This is a genomic window from Actinotalea sp. JY-7885 (assembly GCF_014525465.1).
Lineage (GTDB): Bacteria > Actinomycetota > Actinomycetes > Actinomycetales > Cellulomonadaceae > Actinotalea.
In genome coordinates, this window is record NZ_JACEXH010000054.1 from 1 (window position 1) to 18,977 (window position 18,977).

An 18,977-nucleotide genomic window follows, 5' to 3' on the forward strand; every position below is an offset into this window, starting at 1 on the left:
CTGCCCGCCCAGCGCGAGGCGCAGGTCGCGGCGGCACGCCGCCTCGGGGAGGAGGTCGCGCGGCACCTGCTCCTCGCCGGCGCCGCCGAGCTCGCGGACCTGCCCGGGACGCTGGGCCCCGTCGACGGCGGGGCGCCCTCGGTCGGGGCACGCGCGGGACGCCCGGGCGAGGACGACGCGTGACGCCCGATCTCGCCGGCTGGCGTGTGCTCGTCCCCCGCGGTGGCGAGTGGGGCGAGCGGGTGGCCGGGATGCTGCACCAGCACGGTGCCGAGAGCGTCGTCGTACCCCTCATCGAGTTCGCACCGCCGCAGGACCTCACGCCGTTCGACTCCGTCCTCAACCGCCTCGCGCGCGGCGACTACGACTGGCTGGTCGTCACCAGCGCCACCACGGTGCAGTCGCTCTCGGGTCGCGTGGTGACGCTGGTCAACCGGGGCCGCGAGACGCCCGCGACGGCGCTGGCCACGTTCGTGGGCGACACGAGCGTGGCCGCCGTCGGCCCCGGCACCGCGCGGGCGCTCGAGCGCGCCGCGGTGACGCCGTCCCTCGTGCCCACCGGCGAGCGGTCCGCCCGCGGCCTGCTCGCGGAGTTCCCGCGCCCCGAGGACGTCGTCCGCCTGCCCGGCCGGCCCGGGCGGGTCCTGCTCCCGCAGTCCGACCTCGCCGAGCCGACGCTCGCCGACGGGCTGCGTGGGCTCGGCTGGGAGGTCGACGTCGTCGTGGCCTACCGGACGCTGTCCGGACCGGTGCCCGGCGAGGGCCTGCGCACGCAGGTGCGGACCGGCGAGTTCGACGCCGTCCTGCTCAGCTCCGCGAGCACGGTCGCCAACCTGCTCGAGCTCGTCGGCACCCCGCCGCCCACCACGGTCGTGTGCTGCATCGGCCCGCGCACCGAGCAGGCGGCCCGGGAGCACGGGCTGCCCGTGCACGTCGTCCCCGCCCAGGCGTCGGGCGAGGAGCTCGTCGACGCGCTCGCCGCCTACGCGGCGGGGCGGGCGCCGTCGGCCCCGCCGGGGGTCTCGACCGCGGCCCCGCCGTCACCCCGTCCCCCCGAGGAGTCCTGATGCCGTTCCCCGCGGTCCGTCCGCGCCGCCTGCGCACCACCCCCGCGATGCGCCGCCTGGTCGCGCAGGCCCACGTCACGCCGGCGCAGCTGGTGCTGCCCCTGTTCGTGCGCGAGGGGGCGAGCGAGCCCGTGCCGATCGGCTCCATGCCCGGCGTCGTGCAGCACAGCCGGGACAGCCTGCGTGCCGTGGCCGCGCGCGCGGCGACCGCCGGCCTCGGCGGCGTCATGCTCTTCGGCGTCCCCACCACGCGCGACGCCACCGGCAGCGCCGCCTGCGACCCCGCGGGCGTGCTCAACCGCGCGATCGCCGACGTCGTCGCGGAGGTGGGCGACGCCGTCGTCGTGCAGGCGGACCTGTGCCTCGACGAGTTCACCGACCACGGCCACTGCGGCGTCCTGGACGCGCACGGGCGGGTGGACAACGACGCGACGCTCGAGCAGTACCGGGCGATGGCGCTCGCGCAGGCCGAGGCCGGCGCCCACCTGCTGGGGCTCAGCGGCATGATGGACGGCCAGGTGGCCGCGGTGCGCGACGCGCTCGACGGCGCCGGCCGGTCCGACGTCGCGCTGCTGGGCTACGCGGCCAAGTACGCGTCGGCGTTCTACGGGCCGTTCCGCGAGGCCGTCGAGTCCACCCTCGAGGGCGACCGGCGCACGTACCAGCTGGACCCGGCGAACCGCCGCGAGGGCGTGCGCGAGGCGCTGCTCGACGTCGACGAGGGCGCCGACGTCGTCATGGTCAAGCCCGCGATGTCCTACCTGGACGTGCTGGCGGACGTGGCCGCCGCGAGCCCGGTGCCCGTGTGGGCGTACCAGGTCTCGGGCGAGTACGCGATGGTCGAGGCGGCCGCGGAGCGCGGCTGGATCGACCGCCGGCGGGCCGTGACCGAGTCCGTCGTGAGCATCCGGCGCGCGGGGGCCGACGCCGTGCTGACCTACTGGGCGCTGGAGCTGGCGTCCTGGCTGAAGGAGGAGCAGTGAGCGAGCCCGCGGGCAGCGGTACGGCGGACGGTGCGATCAGCAGCGACCCCGGCGGTCGTGGCGTGACCGGCACGGCGTCGGTGGACGCCGTCGGCGGCGTGCCGGAGGCCGGCTCGACGTCCGGTGACCACGGGCCGAGCGAGGTCGCGCCGGCGGAGCGCGCCCTCGGCGGCGGCGCGGTGCCGGACCGGACCGAGGTGCCCGTGTCCGAGGCGCTCTTCGCCGAGGCCCAGGCCGTGCTGCCCGGCGGCGTGAGCTCGCCCGTGCGCGCGTTCCGGTCGGTCGGCGGGACGCCGCGGTTCATGGTCTCGGCGAGCGGCGCGTACCTCACCGACGCCGACGGCCACGAGTACGTGGACCTCGTCGGGTCGTGGGGCCCCGCGCTGCTGGGTCACGCCCACCCCGGCGTGGTCTCGGCCGTGCAGGACGCCGCCGCGCTCGGCCTGTCCTTCGGGGCGCCGACCGCGCGCGAGACGGACCTGGCCGAGGAGATCCGGCGGCGCGTCCCGGCCGTCGAGCGGCTCCGCTTCGTCTCGACCGGCACCGAGGCGACCATGACGGCCGTGCGCCTCGCGCGCGGCGTGACCGGGCGGCCGCTCGTCGTGAAGTTCTCGGGGTGCTACCACGGGCACCTGGACTCGCTGCTGGCCGCCGCCGGGTCCGGCGTGGCGACGCTCGCGATGCCCGGCTCGGCGGGCGTCACGCCGGCGACGGCGGCCGAGACGCTCGTCCTGCCGTACAACGACGTCGCCGCGGTCGAGGCCGCGTTCGCCGCCCACGGCGACCGGATCGCCGTCGTGATCACCGAGGCGGCGCCCGCGAACATGGGCGTCGTGCCGCCGTTGCCGGGGTTCAACCGCGCGCTTCGGGAGATCACCGCCCGGCACGGGGCGCTGCTCGTGCTCGACGAGGTGCTCACCGGGTTCCGTGCCGGGCCGTCCGGCTGGTGGGGCCTCGAGGGCGCCGTCGAGGGCTGGGCCCCCGACCTGCTGACCTTCGGCAAGGTCATCGGCGGCGGGCTCCCCGTCGCCGCCGTCGGCGGGCGGCGCGACGTCATGGAGCAGCTGGCTCCGCTGGGCCCGGTCTACCAGGCGGGCACCTTGTCCGGGAACCCCGTCGCGACCGCGGCGGGGCTCGCGACGCTGCGCGCGGCCGACGCCGAGACGTACGTCCGGATCGCCCGAGCGGCCGACGCCGTGTCCCACGGCCTCTCCGCGGCGCTCGCCGCGCAGGGGGTGGCGCACTCGATCCAGCGGGCCGGCACGCTGTTCAGCGCGGCGTTCGTGGACCCCGCCGACGGGCCCGTGACCGACTACGCGCGGGCGCAGCAGCAGGAGGCGTTCCGCTACCCGGCCCTGTTCCACGCGCTCCTGGAGGCGGGGGTGCACGCGCCGCCGAGCGTGTTCGAGGCGTGGTTCGTCTCGGCCGCCCACGACGACGCGGCGGTCAACCGCATCCTCGACGCGCTCCCCGCCGCCGCCCGCGCCGCGGCGGCGGCCACCCCCGAGCCGGCCTAGGCCCAGCCGCCCACCCCAACCCGCCCACGCACCACCAGCCCACCCACGGCGGCAGGCCCAGCGCCGCCGCACCCGGCCGCTCCACCCGCCGCACAGATGTTCGGATGCGAGCACCTGCACCCCTGGAGTGGTTCCTTACGCGGCCACCCGCACGGATGCGCGCGTTCGCGCATCCGCACCGCCGCCGCACCTGGCGCGGGGGCGGCGGGTGAGCGGGGCCCGGGGGCGCAGCGGCGGGCCCGGGTCAGGCGGTCGTGAGGCCGTAGGGGACCGTGCGGGTGCCGGTGACCCGGCCCCACTGGTGGGTGCCGTGCTCCCAGTGCCACCACTCCTGCTCGTTGACGACGAAGCCCGCCGTCACCATGACGTGGGCGAGGAGGCGCCGCGCGTCGCGGGTGGCGGGGTCCGCGCCGGGGACCTCGAGCGCCGTCGGGGCCGCGTCGGGCGTGAAGGCGTCGAAGTCGGTGCCGAGCGCGAGCGGCAGCCCGCGCCAGGCGAGCGTGAGGTCCACCGTGCCGCCGGTCGTGTGGGGCGGCGCAACCGGTCCGTCCGGGTCGGCCACGAAGCCGGTCACGGGCCCCCCGTGCGCCCGCTCGTAGAAGGCGACGAGCTCCCGCTGCAGCGCCTGGGGCCGCCAGGCGTCCAGGACGCACAGGGACCAGCCGGGAGGCAGCGACCGGTCGGCGGCCCGCAGCCGCGCGACGACGTCGGCCCGCAGCCGCGGCTCGGCGGGCACGGACGGCAGGTGGAGGTGGGCGTACACGCCGAAGGTCGCGAGCGCGGGGCGCACCGGCACGAGCGGCGTGCGGTCGTCGGCGACCACGACGTCGTCGGCGCCCAGCACCGGCACGGGCGCGGCGACGGCCGGCAGCCCGGTGGGGACCACCGCGTCGGGCGGGACGGGGGCGAGCCAGCTCACGTCGTCACCCGCGTGGTCCACTCGAAGTGCACCCCCGAACCCGGCCACACCAGCGACTCGGGCGGCGCCTGGAAGACGTACCGCTGCAGGATCTTCGTCGACTCCTTCGCGGTGTCGCCGAGGCTTCGTCCGGGTGCGTGCGCGAGGAACGGCTGGGCCTCGAGCTGCAGCGACGGGTCCTGCGTGTAGAGGGTGAACGCCACGCGCGTCGCGCCGGCGCAGAAGTAGCGCGGGAAGAGCACGGGGAACGTCGTCGTCGCGGGGTCGAGCGGGAAGTCGAACGAGATCTCGACCATGACGTGCTCGTCGCGCCGGTCCTCGGGGGCGAGCGTGGCCTCCCAGCGCACCAGGTCGGGGATCGGCTCCCCGTGGGCCACCACGAGCGGCACGGACCGGCCGCCGACGTTGAGGGTGACGCGGCAGTGCTCGAGCACCGCCTCGCGCCAGGTGTCCCGGTCCACGCCGGGCAGCGGCACGAGCTCGCGCAGGATGCAGCCGGCGAGCTGGAACTCGTTGTGCAGGGCCGACGACGTCCGGGCGGCGCTCACCCAGACCACGCCGTCGGCGCCGACCGGCAGCACCCGCCGGGAGCGCAGCCGCGTGGTCACGAAGGTCGTGGGCACCGCGAGGGCGCCCACGGTGACCTCGCGCCCGGGATGGACGCCGATGTCGTACGCGAGGTCCCACACGACCGAGCGGCGCTCGTGGCCGGCGGCCAGCAACGGTTCGACCGCCTCCGACCAGACCACCTGCGACCACTTGCGTGAGCCCTCGTCGCCGTCCAGTGACGCGTCGAGCACGGCCCGGTGCAGCCCGCGGACCTTGGGCAGCGGGACGAGGCCACGGATGCGGTCGGGGTCGAGGTCCCACAGCGAGGCACTGAGCTCGGGCAGGAAGATCGCGCCCGCGGCGACACCGGCGACGATGAGGACGAACTCCTGCAGCTGGGGCCAGTCGCCGCGGGCGTCCAGGGCCACGTAGATCGCGAAGCAGACGACCACGATGACCCACGCGCGGCGCGCCGCCGCCCGGACCAGGTGGTTCCACAGCATCACTGCCCGGGCGCGCAGGCGCATGGCTACTCCACCTCTCGACGGCCGCGCGCGGCACGCGGCCGCCGCGATTCTCCCGTCCCCGGCGAGCCACGTGATCATCGGCGCGCCGGTGGGCCCGCGCCGCCCCTCTGCCCCGCCCGGCAGCCGGCGCCCTCGCCCGTACCGGCAGGCACGCCACCCCCGCGGCTCACTCGCGCGGATCCGTGCATCTGCGCGGATGGAGGGGTTCCTTACGCGGCCAGGTGCACGGATGCGCGCGTTCGAGCATCCGCACGCCGGGGCGCCGGGGTGGTGGGTGGTGGGGTGGTGGTGCCAGGGGGTGGGCGCGGGCCCGGTGGCGCCGGGCGCGGGCCCGGTGGTGCCGGGCGCGGGGGCCGGGGTGCCTGGGCGAGAGGGGGCCGTCAGCGCTCCGTGAGGACCGACCAGCCGTGGGGCGGGACCGTGACGCGCGCGTCGCCGGTCAGGTTCCCGCTGCCGGCCTCGACGGACGTGGCTCCGGGGACGTCGAGCGTGGCGGCGTCGTCGGCGAGGTTGAGCGCGACCACCAGCGCCTCCCCGCCGGCGGCCACCCGGTAGACCAGGTGCTCGTTCGTCGTCGTCAGGAGCGTCGCGGGAGCGGTGTGCAGCCACGGGTGCCGGCGCCGCAGCGCGATGAGCTCGCGGTGCAGCGCGAGGACGTGCGCCGCCTCCCCCTCCACGGGCCCGGGGCGGTCGGGGAACTCCGGGCGCACGGCGTCGTCGCCGCCCGCGCGGTCCTCCTTGACGCCGCGCATCCCCAGCTCGTCGCCCGCGTAGACGGTGGGCGTGCCGCCGAGCGTGAACAGCAGCACGACGGCGTGGGCCAGGTGCCGCTCGTCCGTGAGCCGGCTGGCGATGCGCGTGACGTCGTGGTTGCCGACGAAGGTCAGGGGGACGAAGTGCTCGAGGAACCCGTTGTGCCGCTGCAGGGACCACGCGAGCTCGTGGAAGTTCGTGTCGTTGAGCGAGCTCCAGATCGCCTTCCACAGCTCGTACTGCGTCACGGCGTCGAACCCGGCGCGCTCGACCGCCTCGACGTAGTCGCCGTGCAGCACCTCCCCGAAGACGTAGGCGTCCGGGTGCCGCTCGCGCACCCGCGGCAGCACCCTGGCCCAGAACGACGCCGGCACGGCGTAGGCCGCGTCGAGCCGCCACCCGTCGACCCCCCGTGAGAGCCAGTGATCCATCACCGCGACCACATGGTCGACGACGACGTCGGCGTCGTGGTCGAGCGCGACCAGCGCGTGGTGGCCCTCGAAGTCGACGTACTGCGGCTCCGTGCCCGGGCCGGCGCCGTCGGGCCAGTGCAGGCGGAACCAGGCGTCCGACGGCCCGCCCGGTCCGTCGCGCAGCACGTCCTGGAACGCCGGGAAGCCGCGGCCCACGTGGTTGAAGACGCCGTCGAGCGTCACGCGCAGGCCGCGGGCCCGGGCGGCGTCGACGAGCGCCACCAGGTCGGCCTCCGTGCCGAGCCGCGGGTCGACCCGGAAGTGGTCGACGGTGTCGTAGCCGTGCGTCTGCGACGCGAACACCGGTCCCAGGGCGATCCCCGAGAGGCCGAGCTCGACGACGTGGTCCAGCCACGCGGCGATGCGGCCCAGGCGCGGGACGGGCGGGGCGTCGTCGGGCAGCGCCGTGGGCTCGGCGCCGACGAAGCCCAGCGGGTAGACGTGCCACCACAGGGCGTGGTCGACCCATGCGGGGCCGGTTCGCGTGGTCATCATGACGACCGTACCCGTGCCCGGTCGCGACGGCAGCGCCGCCGGAATACCCCAGGGGGGTACCGTGTTGGAGCGGACGAGACCCGGGAGGACGCCATGGCCGGCTACAGCGGCAGCAAGGACGAGTACCTCAAGCGGCTGCGCCGCATCGAGGGCCAGGTGCGCGGCATCGCGCGCATGGTCGACGAGGACGAGTACTGCATCGACATCCTCACCCAGGTCTCGGCCGTCACCAAGGCCCTCCAGGCCGTGAGCCTGGGCCTGGTCGAGGACCACCTCGGGCACTGCGTGGTCCACGCGGCGCGCGAGTCGGACGAGGCCGGCGAGGCCAAGGTCCGCGAGGCGGCCGACGCGATCGCCCGCCTCGTCCGCAGCTGACGACCCCCGCACCGGCGGCACCGCCGGGCAGGAAGAACCCACGAAGGAGCACCCCATGAGCACCACCACCACGATCGGCGTCCAGGGCATGACCTGCGGCCACTGCGTCAGCGCGGTCGACGAGGAGCTGCGGACCCTCCCGGGCGTGACCGACGTCGCGGTCGAGCTGGTCTCCGGTGGCACGTCGCAGGTGACGATCACCTCCGACGCCGCCCCGTCGGACGACGCCGTCGCGGCCGCCGTGGCCGAGGCCGGCTACGCCGTCGCACCGCCGCGCTCGCTGCTCTGAGCACGCGGCACCCGATCTCCACCCACCCCTCGTCAGGACGTGATGGCATGACCACCCCGCTCGAGCAGACGGCGACACCCATCGCCACGGTCGACCTCGCGGTCGAGGGGATGACGTGCGCGTCCTGCGTGGCCCGCGTCGAGAAGAAGATCAACCGGGTCGAGGGCGCGACGGCGACCGTCAACCTCGCCACGGAGACCGCCCACGTCGAGCTCACCGACGACGTCGACAGCGCGACCCTGGTCAAGGCCGTCGAGAGCGCGGGCTACACGGCCCGCGTACTGCGCCGCAGCGCCCCCGCCCGCCAGGCCCCGGGCGGAGGGTTGGGACCACATGACGGTCACAACCCTCCGTCGCACGACGGGGCTGGGCACGGGGTCGAGCACGCGCTGTCGGGCCACGCCATGGGCGAGGGCCACGCGATGGGCGAGGACGCCGACATGTCCGCGCCGACGCCGGACCGAGGCGCCGACCTGCGACGGCGGCTCGTCGTGGCCGCCCTGCTCACGACGCCGGTCGTGCTGCTGTCGATGGTGCCCTCCCTGCAGTTCCCCGCCTGGCAGTGGGTCGTCACAGCCCTCGCCCTGCCGGTGGTGACGTGGGCGGCCTGGCCGTTCCACCGCGCCGCCGCGCGGGCCGCCCGCCACGGCGCGTCCACGATGGACACGCTCGTGTCCCTCGGGGTGATCGCCGCGACCGGGTGGTCGCTGTGGGCCGTGACGCTGGGCGGCGCGGGCGAGATCGGCATGCACATGGAGCCGACGTTCCCGCCGCGCGCGTCCGCCGGGCACGCCGGCACCCCCGAGCTGTACTTCGAGGTCGCCGCGGTGGTGACGACCTTCCTGCTCGCCGGGCGCTACGCCGAGCACCGCTCGCGCCGCCGCGCCGGTGACGCGCTGCGCACCCTGCTCTCCATGGGCGTCGCGGACGTCGAGCTCGTGCGCCGTGGCGACGACGCGACCTCCCGCCGCATCCCCGTCGCCGACCTGCGCGTGGGGGACGTCTTCGCGGTCCGCCCGGGCGAGAAGGTCGCCACCGACGGCGTCGTGGTGAGCGGGACCAGCGCCGTGGACGCGTCGCTCCTCACGGGCGAGCCCGTCCCCGTCGACGTCGGCCCCGGGGACCCGGTGACCGGCGCGACCGTCAACGCCGAGGGCTACCTCGAGGTCCGAGCGACGCGCGTGGGCGAGGAGACGGTGCTCGCCCAGATCGGACGGCTCGTCACGCAGGCGCAGACCGGCAAGGCGCGCGTGCAGCGCCTCGCCGACCGCATCTCGGCGGTCTTCGTGCCCGTCGTGATCGTCATCGCGATCGGCGTGCTCGCCGCCTGGCTGCTGTCGGGCGCCGGAGCGCAAGCCGCCTTCACCGCCGCGGTCGCGGTCCTGATCATCGCGTGCCCGTGCGCCCTGGGCCTCGCGACGCCGACCGCGCTGCTCGTCGGCACCGGCCGCGGCGCCCAGCTCGGCGTGCTCATCAAGGGCCCGGAGATCCTCGAGCAGACCCGTCGCGTCGACACCGTCGTGCTCGACAAGACGGGCACGGTGACGGCGGGCCGGATGGAGCTGGTCGACGTGGTCACGGACGAGGACCCGGGCGAGGTGCTGCGGGTCGCCGGCGCCGTCGAGTCCCGCTCGGAGCACCCGGTCGCCCGCGCGATCGCGGCCGCCGCAGCGGTGCCCGCGGCGGACGACGCCCGCGGCGCGGACGGCGTGGTCATCGGCTCCGACGAGGTGACCGAGTTCGCCAACGTCCCCGGACGCGGTGTCGTCGGCGTCGTGCGCACGGCCCACAGCGGGCTCGACCTGGCGCGGCGCGTCCTCGTCGGCCGACCCGGGTGGCTGCGCGAGAACGGCGTCGACACGAGCGGCCTCGACGAGCGCTTCACGGCCGCCGAGACGGGCGGCGCCACGGCCGTCATGGCGGCGTGGAACGGCGTCGCGCGCGGCGTGCTGGTGCTGCGCGACCCGGTGAAGCCGACGTCGGCCCGGGCGATCGCCGAGCTGCGCGACCTGGGCCTGCGGCCCGTGCTCCTCACCGGCGACAACGCGGGCGCGGCGCGGACCGTCGCGGCCGAGGTGGGCATCGACGAGGTCGTCGCCGAGGTCCTGCCGGCGGACAAGGTCGAGGTCGTCCGCCGGCTGCAGGCCGAGGGCCGCGTCGTCGCGATGGTCGGCGACGGCGTCAACGACGCCGCGGCCCTCGCGCAGGCCGACCTGGGCCTGGCGATGGGCACGGGCACCGACGTCGCGATCCAGGCCGCCGACATCACGCTCGTGCGCGGTGACCTGCGCGCCGCCGGCGACGCCGTACGCCTGTCCCGGCGGACCCTGCGGATCATCAAGCAGAACCTGTTCTGGGCCTTCGCCTACAACGTCGCGGCCATCCCGCTGGCGGCGCTGGGCCTGCTCAACCCGATGATCGCGGGCGCGACGATGGCCTTCAGCTCCGTGCTGGTGGTGACCAACTCGCTGCGCCTGCGCCGGGCGCCGTGAGGCGGGGCCCCGTCAGCGGAAGCGGCGGCCCTCGTCGCGGCGGTACGCCCACAGCGCGAAGGCCGTGAACAGCACGCCCCAGCCCACGAGCACCGGCAGCGCGGCGGGGTACGCCTCGGCACCCGTGAGGGTCTGCACCAGCAGGTCGCGGCCCGCGCGGCTCGGCAGGGCCTGGGAGATCGAGTCCAGCCAGCCGGGGAAGATCTCTGGCGGCATGAAGAGCCCGCCGGCGAAGGCGATCGGGAACAGCACGACCTGGACGACGGCGAGCGCGGCCTTCGCGCTCGTCGAGTAGCCGATGCCCAGGCCCAGGCCGAGGAACGGCAGCGCCACGCCGACGATGACGAGCACCGCGAGGGCGAAGCGCCCCGGTGTGACGCTGGCCTCGGTGAAGAGCCACGCGATGAGGACGAGCGGCACCAGGCCCAGGAGCGCGAAGAACCCGCCGGTGAGCATCCGGCCGAGCATGCGCGGCGCGGGGCCGGCCGGCAGGGTCCGCACGTACGGGTCGAAGGGCTGCGCGCGGTCCTCCGCGGCGCCCGCGCCGAACGTGAACAGGCACGTCGACATCACGGCGAACATCGCGAGCTGCCCGACGGCCGCGGTCGCGGCCACGGGGTTGCTCGCGATGGCCTCCTGCGGCACGACGAAGAAGAACATCGCGAGCGCGGGGAACAGCATGTTGCCGATGACGGCGACCGGGATCCGCAGCGTCTCGAGCACCTGGTAGCGCGTGTGCAGACCCGCCAGGCGCAGGGTCGTGGCCAGCGGCGTGCTCATGCGAGGACCTCCGGGATGGTGGTGGGCGCAGCCGGGCCGGCGGCGGTGAGCGCGAGGAACGCCTCCTCGAGCGAGGCCCCGCGCACCTCGAGCCCGTGGAACGGCAGGCGGGCGAGGGCGCGGACGAGCGCGTCCGCGTCGGCGGCGAGCACCTCGAAGCGGTCGCCGTCGCGCACGACGTCGTGCACCCCGGGGAGCGCCCGCACCGCCGCCTCGTCGGCGCCCGGCAGGCTCACGGTGACCCGGCGCAGGGACACGCGGTCGAGCACCGCCGCGAGCGTGTCGTCGACGAGCACGCGGCCCTGCCCGATGACGACGACGCGCTGGGCCAGGGCCTCGATCTCCTCGAGGTAGTGGCTCGTCACCACGACCGTCGCGCCGTCCGCGTGGTAGTCGCGCAGGGCCTGCCACAGCAGGTGTCGGGCCTCGACGTCGAGCCCGGTGGTGGGCTCGTCGAGCAGCACCAGGCGCGGGCGCCCGACCAGCGCGAGGGCGACGGCGAGGCGGCGCTTCTGGCCGCCGGAGAGGCCGCCGGTCTGCCGGCGCACGAGGTCGGTGAGGCCGAAGCGCTCGAGCACCTCGCCGCGCGGCATCGGGTCGGGGTAGTGGCCCGCGACGAAGTCGGTGACCTCGCCGACCGTGAGCGTCGGCGGCAGGCCCGTCTCCTGCGGTGTGGTGCCGAGGCCGACGCGGTTCGCCGGGTCGCGCGGGTCGCCCCCGAAGAGCCGCACGGTCCCCGCGTCCGGGCGGCGCAGACCGGTGACGAGGCTGAGCAGCGTGGTCTTGCCGGCGCCGTTGGGCCCGAGCAGGCCCACGAGCTCGCCGGCGCGCACGGTGACGGACACGTCGTCGAGCGCGACGGTGCTGGCGAACCGCCGGGTGACGCCGCGGACCTCGACGGGGGGCACGGGCTCGCCGGGTGCGGCGTGCGCGGGTGCAGGTGCGGCGTGCCCGGGGGCGCCGCGGCGGTCGGTGGTCATCGGTCCTCCGTGGTCGTGGGCGTGCCGGCGGCCGCGGCCGGCGGGGTGAGCAGGGCCTGGAGCCCGGCGACGTACTCGTCGAACGCGCGCCGGCCCGCGGCGGTCGCCTCGACCTGGGTCGAGGGGACGCGCCCCTGGTGGCCCTTGGTGACGGTCACGTAACCGGCGTCCTCGAGCCGCCGCAGGTGCGTCGAGAGGTTGCCGGCCGTGATGTCGAGCAGGCCCTGCAGGCGCGGGAAGGTGAGGCGGTCGCCCGGCGGCAGCGCCGTCAGGGTCGTCATGATCCGCAGCCGGGCCTGGCTGTGGATGACGGGGTCGAGGTCCGGCGTCATGCCCGGACCTCCGGCACCCCCGGCTGCAGCCGGGTCCTACGGGCCCGCCGCACGGCATCGGTCCCCGCGGCGACGAGCATCCCGCCGCCGCCCGCGACGGCCATGACCCCGAGCATGTGGGGGTGGCCCACGAACGCCGCGACCACCGTCACCGCGCCGATCACCGCGCCGAGCGCGAACTGGGTGCGGTCGCCCCACAGGGCGCCGCCCGCCATGTACAGGGCGGCCACCACGAGGCAGGGCACGAGCGTCATGACGATCGTGACGATCACGCCGTCGGCCCCGGCCCGCTGGAGCGCCGCCGAGAGGGCGAACACGGCCGCGAAGGCGACGAACCACGTCATGCCGTACATCGCTCCCTGCACCGCCGAGGTGCCCTCGATGCCGCGGGTGCGCGCCACGAGGTGCCACGTCGTGACGCCACCGGCCGCGACCAGCAGGCCGACGAAGCCCGCGAGCGCGACTCCCACACCGATCGAGGCGATGCCGGACTCGGCGAGCCACAGCAGCCCGAAGCCGAGCAGCCACGCCGCGCCCCACGCGCCGAACAGGACGCGGGCGTCGACGTCCGTGGCCGAGCGCACCCGCTCGCGCTGCTCGGCCACGATGCGGGCGACGGCGGCCGGGTCGAGCGGCGCCGCATCGTCGTCGTCCGCCATGCCGGGACCTGCCTGGGTCATCGCCACTCCCTCGCCGGTCGGCACCGTCGGGGGTGCCGAGTACTTTGCGGTGCAAACTCGTTTGCCGAGCATCTCCCATCGGGGTGCCGACGTCAACAGCCCGTCCACCGGCGGCGGAGCAGCGCGCCGGAGGGAGGCTCTGCCGGCCCCGCTGTCGTAGGTTGACGAGATGCCCACGCCCGCCGCGTCCGGAGACGGCAGCGGCGCGCGCACCCAGGGCCCGGACGCCGAGCCGTCGCGCCGGCGGCTCACCGCCGAGATCTGGATCGTCCTCGGCCTCTCGCTCGGCCAGTCCGGCGTCTACGCGCTGCTGCGGCTGTGGGACCGGTACACGCGCGAGGTGCCCCTCGCGCAGCAGTCGACGACGCTGAACGCGACGCAGTCCGACCGACCCTGGCTGGACCTCGCGTACCAGCTCGCGAACATCGCGTTCGCCCTCGTGCCGGTCGCGCTCGCGCTGTACCTCCTCTCCGCCTCCGGTCGCGGGGTGCTGCACCGGATCGGCCTGGACCGCTCCCGGCCGTGGCGGGACCTGGGCGTGGGCCTCGGCCTGGCGGCCGTCGTCGGCCTGCCCGGGCTGGGGCTGTACCTGGTGAGCCGCGCGCTGGGGCTGACGGTCCAGATCAACGCCTCGGGCCTCGAACCGCACTGGTGGGCCGTGCCGGTGCTGGTGCTCTCGGCGCTCCAGAACGCCCTGCTCGAGGAGGTCGTCGCGGTCGCGTACCTGATCGAGCGCCTGCGGGCGCTGCGCTGGAGCGTGCCGGCGATGATCGTCGCGAGCTCGCTGCTGCGCGGCAGCTACCACCTGTACCAGGGGCCGGGCATGGCCGCGGGCAACGTCGTCATGGGCGTCCTCTTCGCCGCCTACTACCTGCGGACCCGCCGCGTGATGCCGCTGGTCGTCGCACACACCGCGCTCGACGTCGTCTCGTTCGTCGGCTTCGCCGTGCTGCCCGACGAGTGGCTCGAGGCCCTCGGCGTCAGCTGACCGCCGGCACCCGCGCGACGAGCGCCTCGATCCCGTCCGTGCTCCCTCGTCCGCCGGGACGCGGTCAGGAGCGACCGAGGCGGCTCCCGCCGTGCTTCTTGTGGACCGCCTGGCGGCTCACCCCCAGCAGCGTGGCGATGCCGGCCCAGGAGACGCCGCGCAGGCGCGCCCGGCGCACCTGGACCGCCTCCTGGCGCTCGATCTCGGCGCGCAGCGCGCGCAACGCCGCGAGCGCGGAGACGGGGTCGTCCCCCTCCGCCTGTCCCACGAGGGTCCGCATGGTCTGCTCCTCCGTCACGGTCCAGGTCCTTCCCCTCGGCCTCGTGTCAATCGTCGTTGACACTGGGTGGAGTGTCAACCCTGGATGACACGCCGTTCACGACGTCGACCGCCCGCGACGTGGCGCCGCTGCCCCGGCGACACCCGGACCTAGACTCACCACCATGTCGAGTGCGCCACCCGAGGGCCTGACGGCCCCCGGTGGAGGGGGGACGCCGCGCGCCACCCGGCCCCAGCGGGTCGGTGGCCGCCTCGGGCGCGCCCCGGACGCGGGCGCCGGAGCGGGCGTCGAGATCCTCGACGCGCCCGCCGCACGCGTCCACCACCCCGCCGACCTGGTCGGCGTCGTGCTGTGCGCGCTCGGCATCGCGCTCGTCGTCGTCATCGCGGTCTACGCCCGCGGCACCACCAGCGGCGTGACCGAGGACGTGCAGGACTTCGAGTCGCTCGTGCAGCGGATCCTCGTCGTCCCCGTCGCCGTCCTCGAGGGTCTCGTCACCACGCTCGTGCCCCTCGCCGTGCTGGCCGAGCTCATCTGGCGGCGCCTGGTCCGCTACTCGATCGAGGCAATCGTCGCCGCCGTGCTCGCGGCGCTCGCGGCGCTGGGCGCCGCCTGGCTCATCACCACCTTCGGGCTGCCCGAGCTGCGGTCCAGCTTCAGCGTGTGGTCCGGCGGCGAGCGCTCGGTGGTCATCCCCGGGACGCTGTCCGGCGTGGCCGCGCTGCTCACGGTCGCGGGCGCCCGCGGGCGGCGCAAGACGGTCGGCTGGTCGTGGAACTTCCTGTGGCTCGGGCTCGGCGTCGCGCTGATCAGCGGCGTGCTCACGCTGCCCGCGGCGCTCATGACGGTGCTGGTGGGCCGGATCGTGGGGCTGGGCGTGCGGTACCTGTCCGGCGTGCAGAGCGAGCGCGCGTACGGCGACGCGCTGGTCGCGGGCATCCGTCGCGCCGGCTTCGAGCCCGCCCGACTCGTGCGCGTGCAGGACGTCACCACCGAGGACCGGCACGAGGTCGGCATCGACACCGCCGCCGACCCCGACGCCGACCTCGCCGCCCTCGCGATCGCACGCCACGGCGACAACCGCGTCTACGCGATGACGACGACGGACGGCGAGCGGCTCGACGTCGTCGTGCTCGACGGCGACCGGCAGGTCGTCGGCATCCTCGTGCGCTTCTGGCGCTCGCTGCGGCTGCGCGGGCTGGACGGACGCACCGTGGTCTCGCTGCGTCAGGCCGCCGAGCGCGCGGCGCTGCTCGCGTACGCCGCGTGGTCCGCGGGCGTGCGGACGCCGCGCCTGCTCGCGCTCGCCGAGTCCGAGGACTCGATGCTGCTGGTGCAGCAGCACGCCTTCGGCGCGGTCCCCGTGCGCGACCTGCCCTCCGAGGCCCTGACCGACGGCGTGCTCGACGCCGTCTGGGACCAGCTGCGCACGGCCCACCAGGCGGGCCTCGCGCACCGCGCGCTGACGTCCGACGTCGTGCTGGTCGACGTCGAGCCGCCGTTCGTGCCGGGGTCGCCGCCCGCCCCGGATGGCACGCCGGCGCCGGTCGACACCAGCGGCCCCGTCGTCCTGCTCACCGGCTGGGAGTCGGGCGACGTCGCCTCCTCCGACCTGGCGCAGCGGCTCGACATCGCCCAGATGCTCGCCGTGCTGGCGCTGCGGGTCGGCGCGCAGCGCGCCGTCGCGTCGGCCGCGCGCGTGCTCACGGACGAGGACCTGGCGAGCATCGGGCCGCTGCTGCAGATCATCGCGATGCCCCGCACCACGCGGGAGGAGGCGCACGCTCGCAAGGGCGTGTTCGCCGAGGTGCGCGAGGCGCTGCTCGCGCAGCTGCCCGAGGCCGACGTCGAGCCGCAGCGGCTCATCCGGTTCGGTGCACGCACTGTGCTCATGCTCGCGCTCGGCATCACCGCCGCGGTCCTCATCATCACGCGCCTCAACTTCGCCGAGATCTCGCGGGCGCTGACGAGCGCCGAGCCGTGGTGGGCGGCGGTCTCCTTCGGCCTGGGCATGGTGACGTTCGTCGGGTCCGCGATGGCCCTGGTCGCGTTCTCGCCGGTGAAGCTGCCCATGTGGCGTGCCACGCTCGTCCAGGTCGCGGGCTCGTTCGTGGCGCTCGTGGCCCCGGCCGGTGTCGGTCCGGCCGCCCTGAACCTGCGCATGCTCACGCGGCGCGGGGTGACCAACACGCTCGCCGTCGCCTCCGTCGGGCTGGTGCAGGTGTCGCAGTTCATCACCACGCTGCTGCTCCTGCTGGTGCTCTCGCTGGCGAGCGGGCGGCCGATGGAGCTGCCCTCGCGGACCGTCGTGGTCTACGCCGTGATCGTCGTGGTCGCGCTGGGCGCCTCGATGCTCGTGCCGGCGCTGCGGCGGTGGGTCGCGTCCAAGACGCTCCCGCTGTGGCGCCAGACGTGGCCGCGCCTCGTCCAGCTCATCGGCCAGCCCAAGCGGTTCGCCGTCGCGATCATCGGCAACCTGATCATGACCGTCGGGTACCTGGGCGCCTTCCAGGCCAGCCTGGCGGCCTTCGGCGAGGCGCTCCCGCTCATCGACCTCGCGCTGATCTACCTCATCGGCAACACGGCCGGTGCGCTCGTGCCGACGCCCGGCGGTCTCGGCGCGATCGAGTCCGCGCTGACCATCGGCCTCATCAACGGCGGCGTCCCGGGCGCGATCGCGGCGTCGGTCGTCGTGCTGTTCCGCGCGCTGACCTACTGGGCCCGGATCCCCTTCGGGTGGCTGGCGATGCGCACGCTCCAGCGCACCGGCGAGCTCTGAGCGCCGGGACGCCCGGAGCGGGCCTCACTCCGGGGCGGGGCCGCTCGTCAGCTTGAGGCCCACGACGCAGCCGATGAGCCCGAGGATGAGCAGGACGCGCAGGACCGACGTCGGCTCCTCGCCCGTGATCATGGCGTAGGCGACGGTCAGGCCCGCTCCGGTCGCGACCCAGATCGCGTACGACGTCCCCACGGGCAGCGCCGTCATGGCCCACGCGAGGCCGCCCATGCTCAGCACCAGGGCGACGAGGAAGACGATCGTCGGCCCCGTCCGGGTGAAGCCCTCCGACCGCCCGAGGGCCGTGGCCCAGACCGCCTCGAACACCCCGGACACGACGAGGACGACCCAGTGCACGGCACCTCCGTTGGTCGCCGTCGTGTCCGTCCGGGTACGGCGCCGCTCGTCCGGTGGCCCCGTGCGGGGCCGTCCCGATCGTCCCACATCTCAGTCGCGAGACGGATCCGGACCGCCCACGGGGCCTCCTAGGGTCTACCGCGTGACCGAGCTCGTGAACGCCTCCCGCCTCGAGGTCGGCTGGACGGACCATCCCGTCTGCGCTCCCGTCGACCTGCGCCTGGCAGGCGGTGAGGTGCTGGCGCTCGTCGGGCCCAACGGGACGGGCAAGTCCACGGTGCTGCGCGCGGTGCTCGGCCTGCTCGAGCCGCTCGCCGGCGAGCTGCGTGTGCTGGGCGAGGAGGTCGACGAGCGGCGCGCGGAGTTCCGGGCCGCCGTCGCCGCGGTCCTGGACGACGACGCCTGGTTCCCCGGTCTCACGGTGCGCGAGCACCTCCTGCTCACGGCGGCCGGTCACGGCGTGACCAGCACGACGACCGCCGTGGACGCGGTGCTCGACGTGTTCGGCATCGGGGACGTCCAGGACGCGATCCCGACCGCGCTGTCCTCGGGGCAGCGTCGCCGCCTCCTGCTCGCCGCGGCCTTCGTCCGGCCGCGGCGGCTGCTCGTGCTCGACGAACCGGAGGCGCGGCTGGACACCTCGATGCGGCGTCGCCTGGCGGACCTCCTGGCCGCCGAGGCCGCGAGCGGCACCGGCGTGCTGCTCGCCACGCACGACCCCGTCCTGCTGACGTCGCTGGGGGCCGACGCCGTGCTGATCGGTGACGAGCGGTGCCGACGGGTCCCGGCGGACGAGGCGGTCGCGGTCATGGCGGAGCTGTGAGCGTGCTGCCGCCGCTCGTCCGGGGCGAGGTGCCGCCCGGCACCAGGATCCGGCGGCTCACGGAGCAGATCGAGGGCGCACGGACGGGCCGCGGGCTCGGCGGGGTGGTCGCCGACCTCTGGTACGCCGTCACCGTCACGGCGGCGCTCGCGGCGGTGGCGTACGGGACGGCGGAGGTCGTGCGCGAGGTCGCGGTGCGGCGCACACCCGAAGGGCTCGCGATCGGCGAGGCGGGTGTGGTGCTCGTCGTCCTCGCGGTCGCGGGCGGGATGCTCGCCCTCGGGGCACGGCTCGGTCCCGTCGCACTCGGCGGCGGGGCCGCCGGGTGGTGGCTGCCGATGCCCGTGGACCGGCGTGGTCTGCTGCGGCCCTCCGTGCTGCGGTGGCCGGCGCTCGGGCTCGCCGTCGGCGCCGTCGCGGCACCCCTGGCCGCCCTCTGCTTCGGGATGCCCGGCACGCTCGGCGCGGTGCTCGGGTGGGCCGGACTGGGCGGCGGCGTCACCGCGCTGGTGGCGGCCGGCGCGGCGCTGGTGCAGCAGGCG

The 18,977-nt window shown here is 75.7% G+C and carries 20 protein-coding genes and 1 riboswitch; of the genes, 11 read left to right on the plus strand and 9 right to left on the minus strand.

Annotated features, from left to right (window positions below):
• The 4 genes from IDM29_RS17265 to hemL all read left to right on the plus strand — a co-directional run.
• Positions 1 to 183 (plus strand): hypothetical protein (locus tag IDM29_RS17265; protein WP_255499994.1); only part of this gene is annotated, 183 nt, incomplete at its 5' end.
• Positions 180 to 1,067 carry a uroporphyrinogen-III synthase gene (locus IDM29_RS06980; RefSeq protein ID WP_182112496.1) on the plus strand — a complete coding sequence of 296 codons (888 nt, stop codon included), beginning with the start codon at positions 180 to 182 and terminating at the stop codon, positions 1,065 to 1,067. The genes IDM29_RS17265 and IDM29_RS06980, both read left to right, overlap by 4 nt.
• Positions 1,067 to 2,050: a porphobilinogen synthase gene (gene hemB, locus IDM29_RS06985; protein WP_182112497.1), complete on the plus strand. Its 984-nt coding sequence runs from the start codon at positions 1,067 to 1,069 to the stop codon at positions 2,048 to 2,050. Before IDM29_RS06980 ends, hemB begins: the two co-directional genes overlap by 1 nt.
• Positions 2,051 to 2,229: 179 nt before the next feature.
• Complete coding sequence (gene hemL, locus IDM29_RS06990; protein ID WP_370525905.1) at positions 2,230 to 3,567, plus strand: glutamate-1-semialdehyde 2,1-aminomutase; 1,338 nt, start codon at positions 2,230 to 2,232, stop codon at positions 3,565 to 3,567.
• 244 nt (positions 3,568 to 3,811) lie between these two features.
• On the opposite strand, the gene IDM29_RS17655 is transcribed toward hemL, so the two are convergent.
• The 3 genes from IDM29_RS17655 to IDM29_RS07005 all read right to left on the minus strand — a co-directional run bounded on the left by IDM29_RS17655 (position 3,812) and on the right by IDM29_RS07005 (position 7,280).
• Complete coding sequence (locus IDM29_RS17655) at positions 3,812 to 4,486, minus strand: M15 family metallopeptidase (RefSeq protein ID WP_182112498.1); 675 nt, start codon at positions 4,484 to 4,486, stop codon at positions 3,812 to 3,814.
• Complete coding sequence (locus tag IDM29_RS07000; protein WP_182112499.1) at positions 4,483 to 5,562, minus strand: hypothetical protein; 1,080 nt, start codon at positions 5,560 to 5,562, stop codon at positions 4,483 to 4,485. Before IDM29_RS07000 ends, IDM29_RS17655 begins: the two co-directional genes overlap by 4 nt.
• Positions 5,563 to 5,942: 380 nt before the next feature.
• Positions 5,943 to 7,280 (minus strand): alpha-amylase family glycosyl hydrolase, encoded by a 1,338-nt coding sequence (locus IDM29_RS07005; protein ID WP_182112500.1) that lies wholly within the window; start codon positions 7,278 to 7,280, stop codon positions 5,943 to 5,945.
• Between the two features lie 96 nt (positions 7,281 to 7,376).
• On the opposite strand from IDM29_RS07005, the gene IDM29_RS07010 reads away from it, so the two are divergent.
• From IDM29_RS07010 to IDM29_RS07020, 3 genes are read left to right on the plus strand one after another with little or no spacing between them, the layout of a single operon-like run.
• Entirely contained in the window at positions 7,377 to 7,658 is a 282-nt protein-coding gene (locus tag IDM29_RS07010) for a metal-sensitive transcriptional regulator (protein WP_182112501.1), read from the plus strand.
• A gap of 55 nt (positions 7,659 to 7,713) precedes the next feature.
• The gene (locus tag IDM29_RS07015) at positions 7,714 to 7,947 is read left to right on the plus strand and encodes a heavy-metal-associated domain-containing protein (RefSeq protein WP_182112502.1); all 234 of its coding nucleotides are present in this window, start codon (positions 7,714 to 7,716) and stop codon (positions 7,945 to 7,947) included.
• A gap of 47 nt (positions 7,948 to 7,994) precedes the next feature.
• Positions 7,995 to 10,439, plus strand: a complete 2,445-nt coding sequence (locus tag IDM29_RS07020; protein ID WP_182112503.1) for a cation-translocating P-type ATPase — start codon at positions 7,995 to 7,997, stop codon at positions 10,437 to 10,439.
• Positions 10,440 to 10,451: 12 nt separating this feature from the next.
• Here the strand turns inward: IDM29_RS07020 and IDM29_RS07025 are convergent, their stop codons facing one another.
• Genes IDM29_RS07025 through IDM29_RS07040 form a run of 4 tightly spaced genes read right to left on the minus strand, consistent with a single transcriptional unit; the run spans position 10,452 to position 13,211 of the window.
• The gene (locus IDM29_RS07025; RefSeq protein ID WP_182112504.1) at positions 10,452 to 11,219 is read right to left on the minus strand and encodes an ABC transporter permease; all 768 of its coding nucleotides are present in this window, start codon (positions 11,217 to 11,219) and stop codon (positions 10,452 to 10,454) included.
• Entirely contained in the window at positions 11,216 to 12,199 is a 984-nt protein-coding gene (locus tag IDM29_RS07030) for an ABC transporter ATP-binding protein (protein ID WP_182112505.1), read from the minus strand. Before IDM29_RS07030 ends, IDM29_RS07025 begins: the two co-directional genes overlap by 4 nt.
• Positions 12,196 to 12,531 carry a transcriptional regulator gene (locus IDM29_RS07035; RefSeq protein ID WP_182112506.1) on the minus strand — a complete coding sequence of 112 codons (336 nt, stop codon included), beginning with the start codon at positions 12,529 to 12,531 and terminating at the stop codon, positions 12,196 to 12,198. Before IDM29_RS07035 ends, IDM29_RS07030 begins: the two co-directional genes overlap by 4 nt.
• Positions 12,528 to 13,211, minus strand: coding sequence for a hypothetical protein (locus tag IDM29_RS07040; RefSeq protein WP_182112507.1), 684 nt, complete (start codon positions 13,209 to 13,211; stop codon positions 12,528 to 12,530). Before IDM29_RS07040 ends, IDM29_RS07035 begins: the two co-directional genes overlap by 4 nt.
• Positions 13,212 to 13,380: 169 nt before the next feature.
• On the opposite strand from IDM29_RS07040, the gene IDM29_RS07045 reads away from it, so the two are divergent.
• Complete coding sequence (locus tag IDM29_RS07045) at positions 13,381 to 14,199, plus strand: CPBP family intramembrane glutamic endopeptidase (protein ID WP_182112508.1); 819 nt, start codon at positions 13,381 to 13,383, stop codon at positions 14,197 to 14,199.
• A gap of 64 nt (positions 14,200 to 14,263) precedes the next feature.
• Here IDM29_RS07045 and IDM29_RS07050 read toward each other — a convergent pair whose 3' ends face one another.
• Entirely contained in the window at positions 14,264 to 14,497 is a 234-nt protein-coding gene (locus tag IDM29_RS07050; RefSeq protein ID WP_309232689.1) for a hypothetical protein, read from the minus strand.
• A 145-nt stretch (positions 14,498 to 14,642) separates the two neighbouring features.
• Here IDM29_RS07050 and IDM29_RS07055 point away from each other — a divergent pair, with 145 nt between their 5' ends.
• Complete coding sequence (locus IDM29_RS07055) at positions 14,643 to 17,258, plus strand: lysylphosphatidylglycerol synthase transmembrane domain-containing protein (RefSeq protein ID WP_182112509.1); 2,616 nt, start codon at positions 14,643 to 14,645, stop codon at positions 17,256 to 17,258.
• Between the two features lie 24 nt (positions 17,259 to 17,282).
• On the opposite strand, the gene IDM29_RS07060 is transcribed toward IDM29_RS07055, so the two are convergent.
• On the minus strand, positions 17,283 to 17,612 hold the full coding sequence (locus tag IDM29_RS07060) for a multidrug efflux SMR transporter (RefSeq protein ID WP_182112510.1): 330 nt from the start codon (positions 17,610 to 17,612) through the stop codon (positions 17,283 to 17,285).
• Between the two features lie 11 nt (positions 17,613 to 17,623).
• Positions 17,624 to 17,687: riboswitch (guanidine-III (ykkC-III) riboswitch) on the minus strand.
• 67 nt (positions 17,688 to 17,754) lie between these two features.
• Here IDM29_RS07060 and IDM29_RS07065 point away from each other — a divergent pair.
• Both IDM29_RS07065 and IDM29_RS07070 read left to right on the plus strand, forming a co-directional pair.
• Positions 17,755 to 18,435 carry an ABC transporter ATP-binding protein gene (locus tag IDM29_RS07065; protein WP_182112511.1) on the plus strand — a complete coding sequence of 227 codons (681 nt, stop codon included), beginning with the start codon at positions 17,755 to 17,757 and terminating at the stop codon, positions 18,433 to 18,435.
• Positions 18,432 to 18,977: DUF6297 family protein (locus tag IDM29_RS07070; RefSeq protein WP_223148067.1), on the plus strand; the 546-nt coding region annotated here is incomplete at its 3' end. The genes IDM29_RS07065 and IDM29_RS07070, both read left to right, overlap by 4 nt.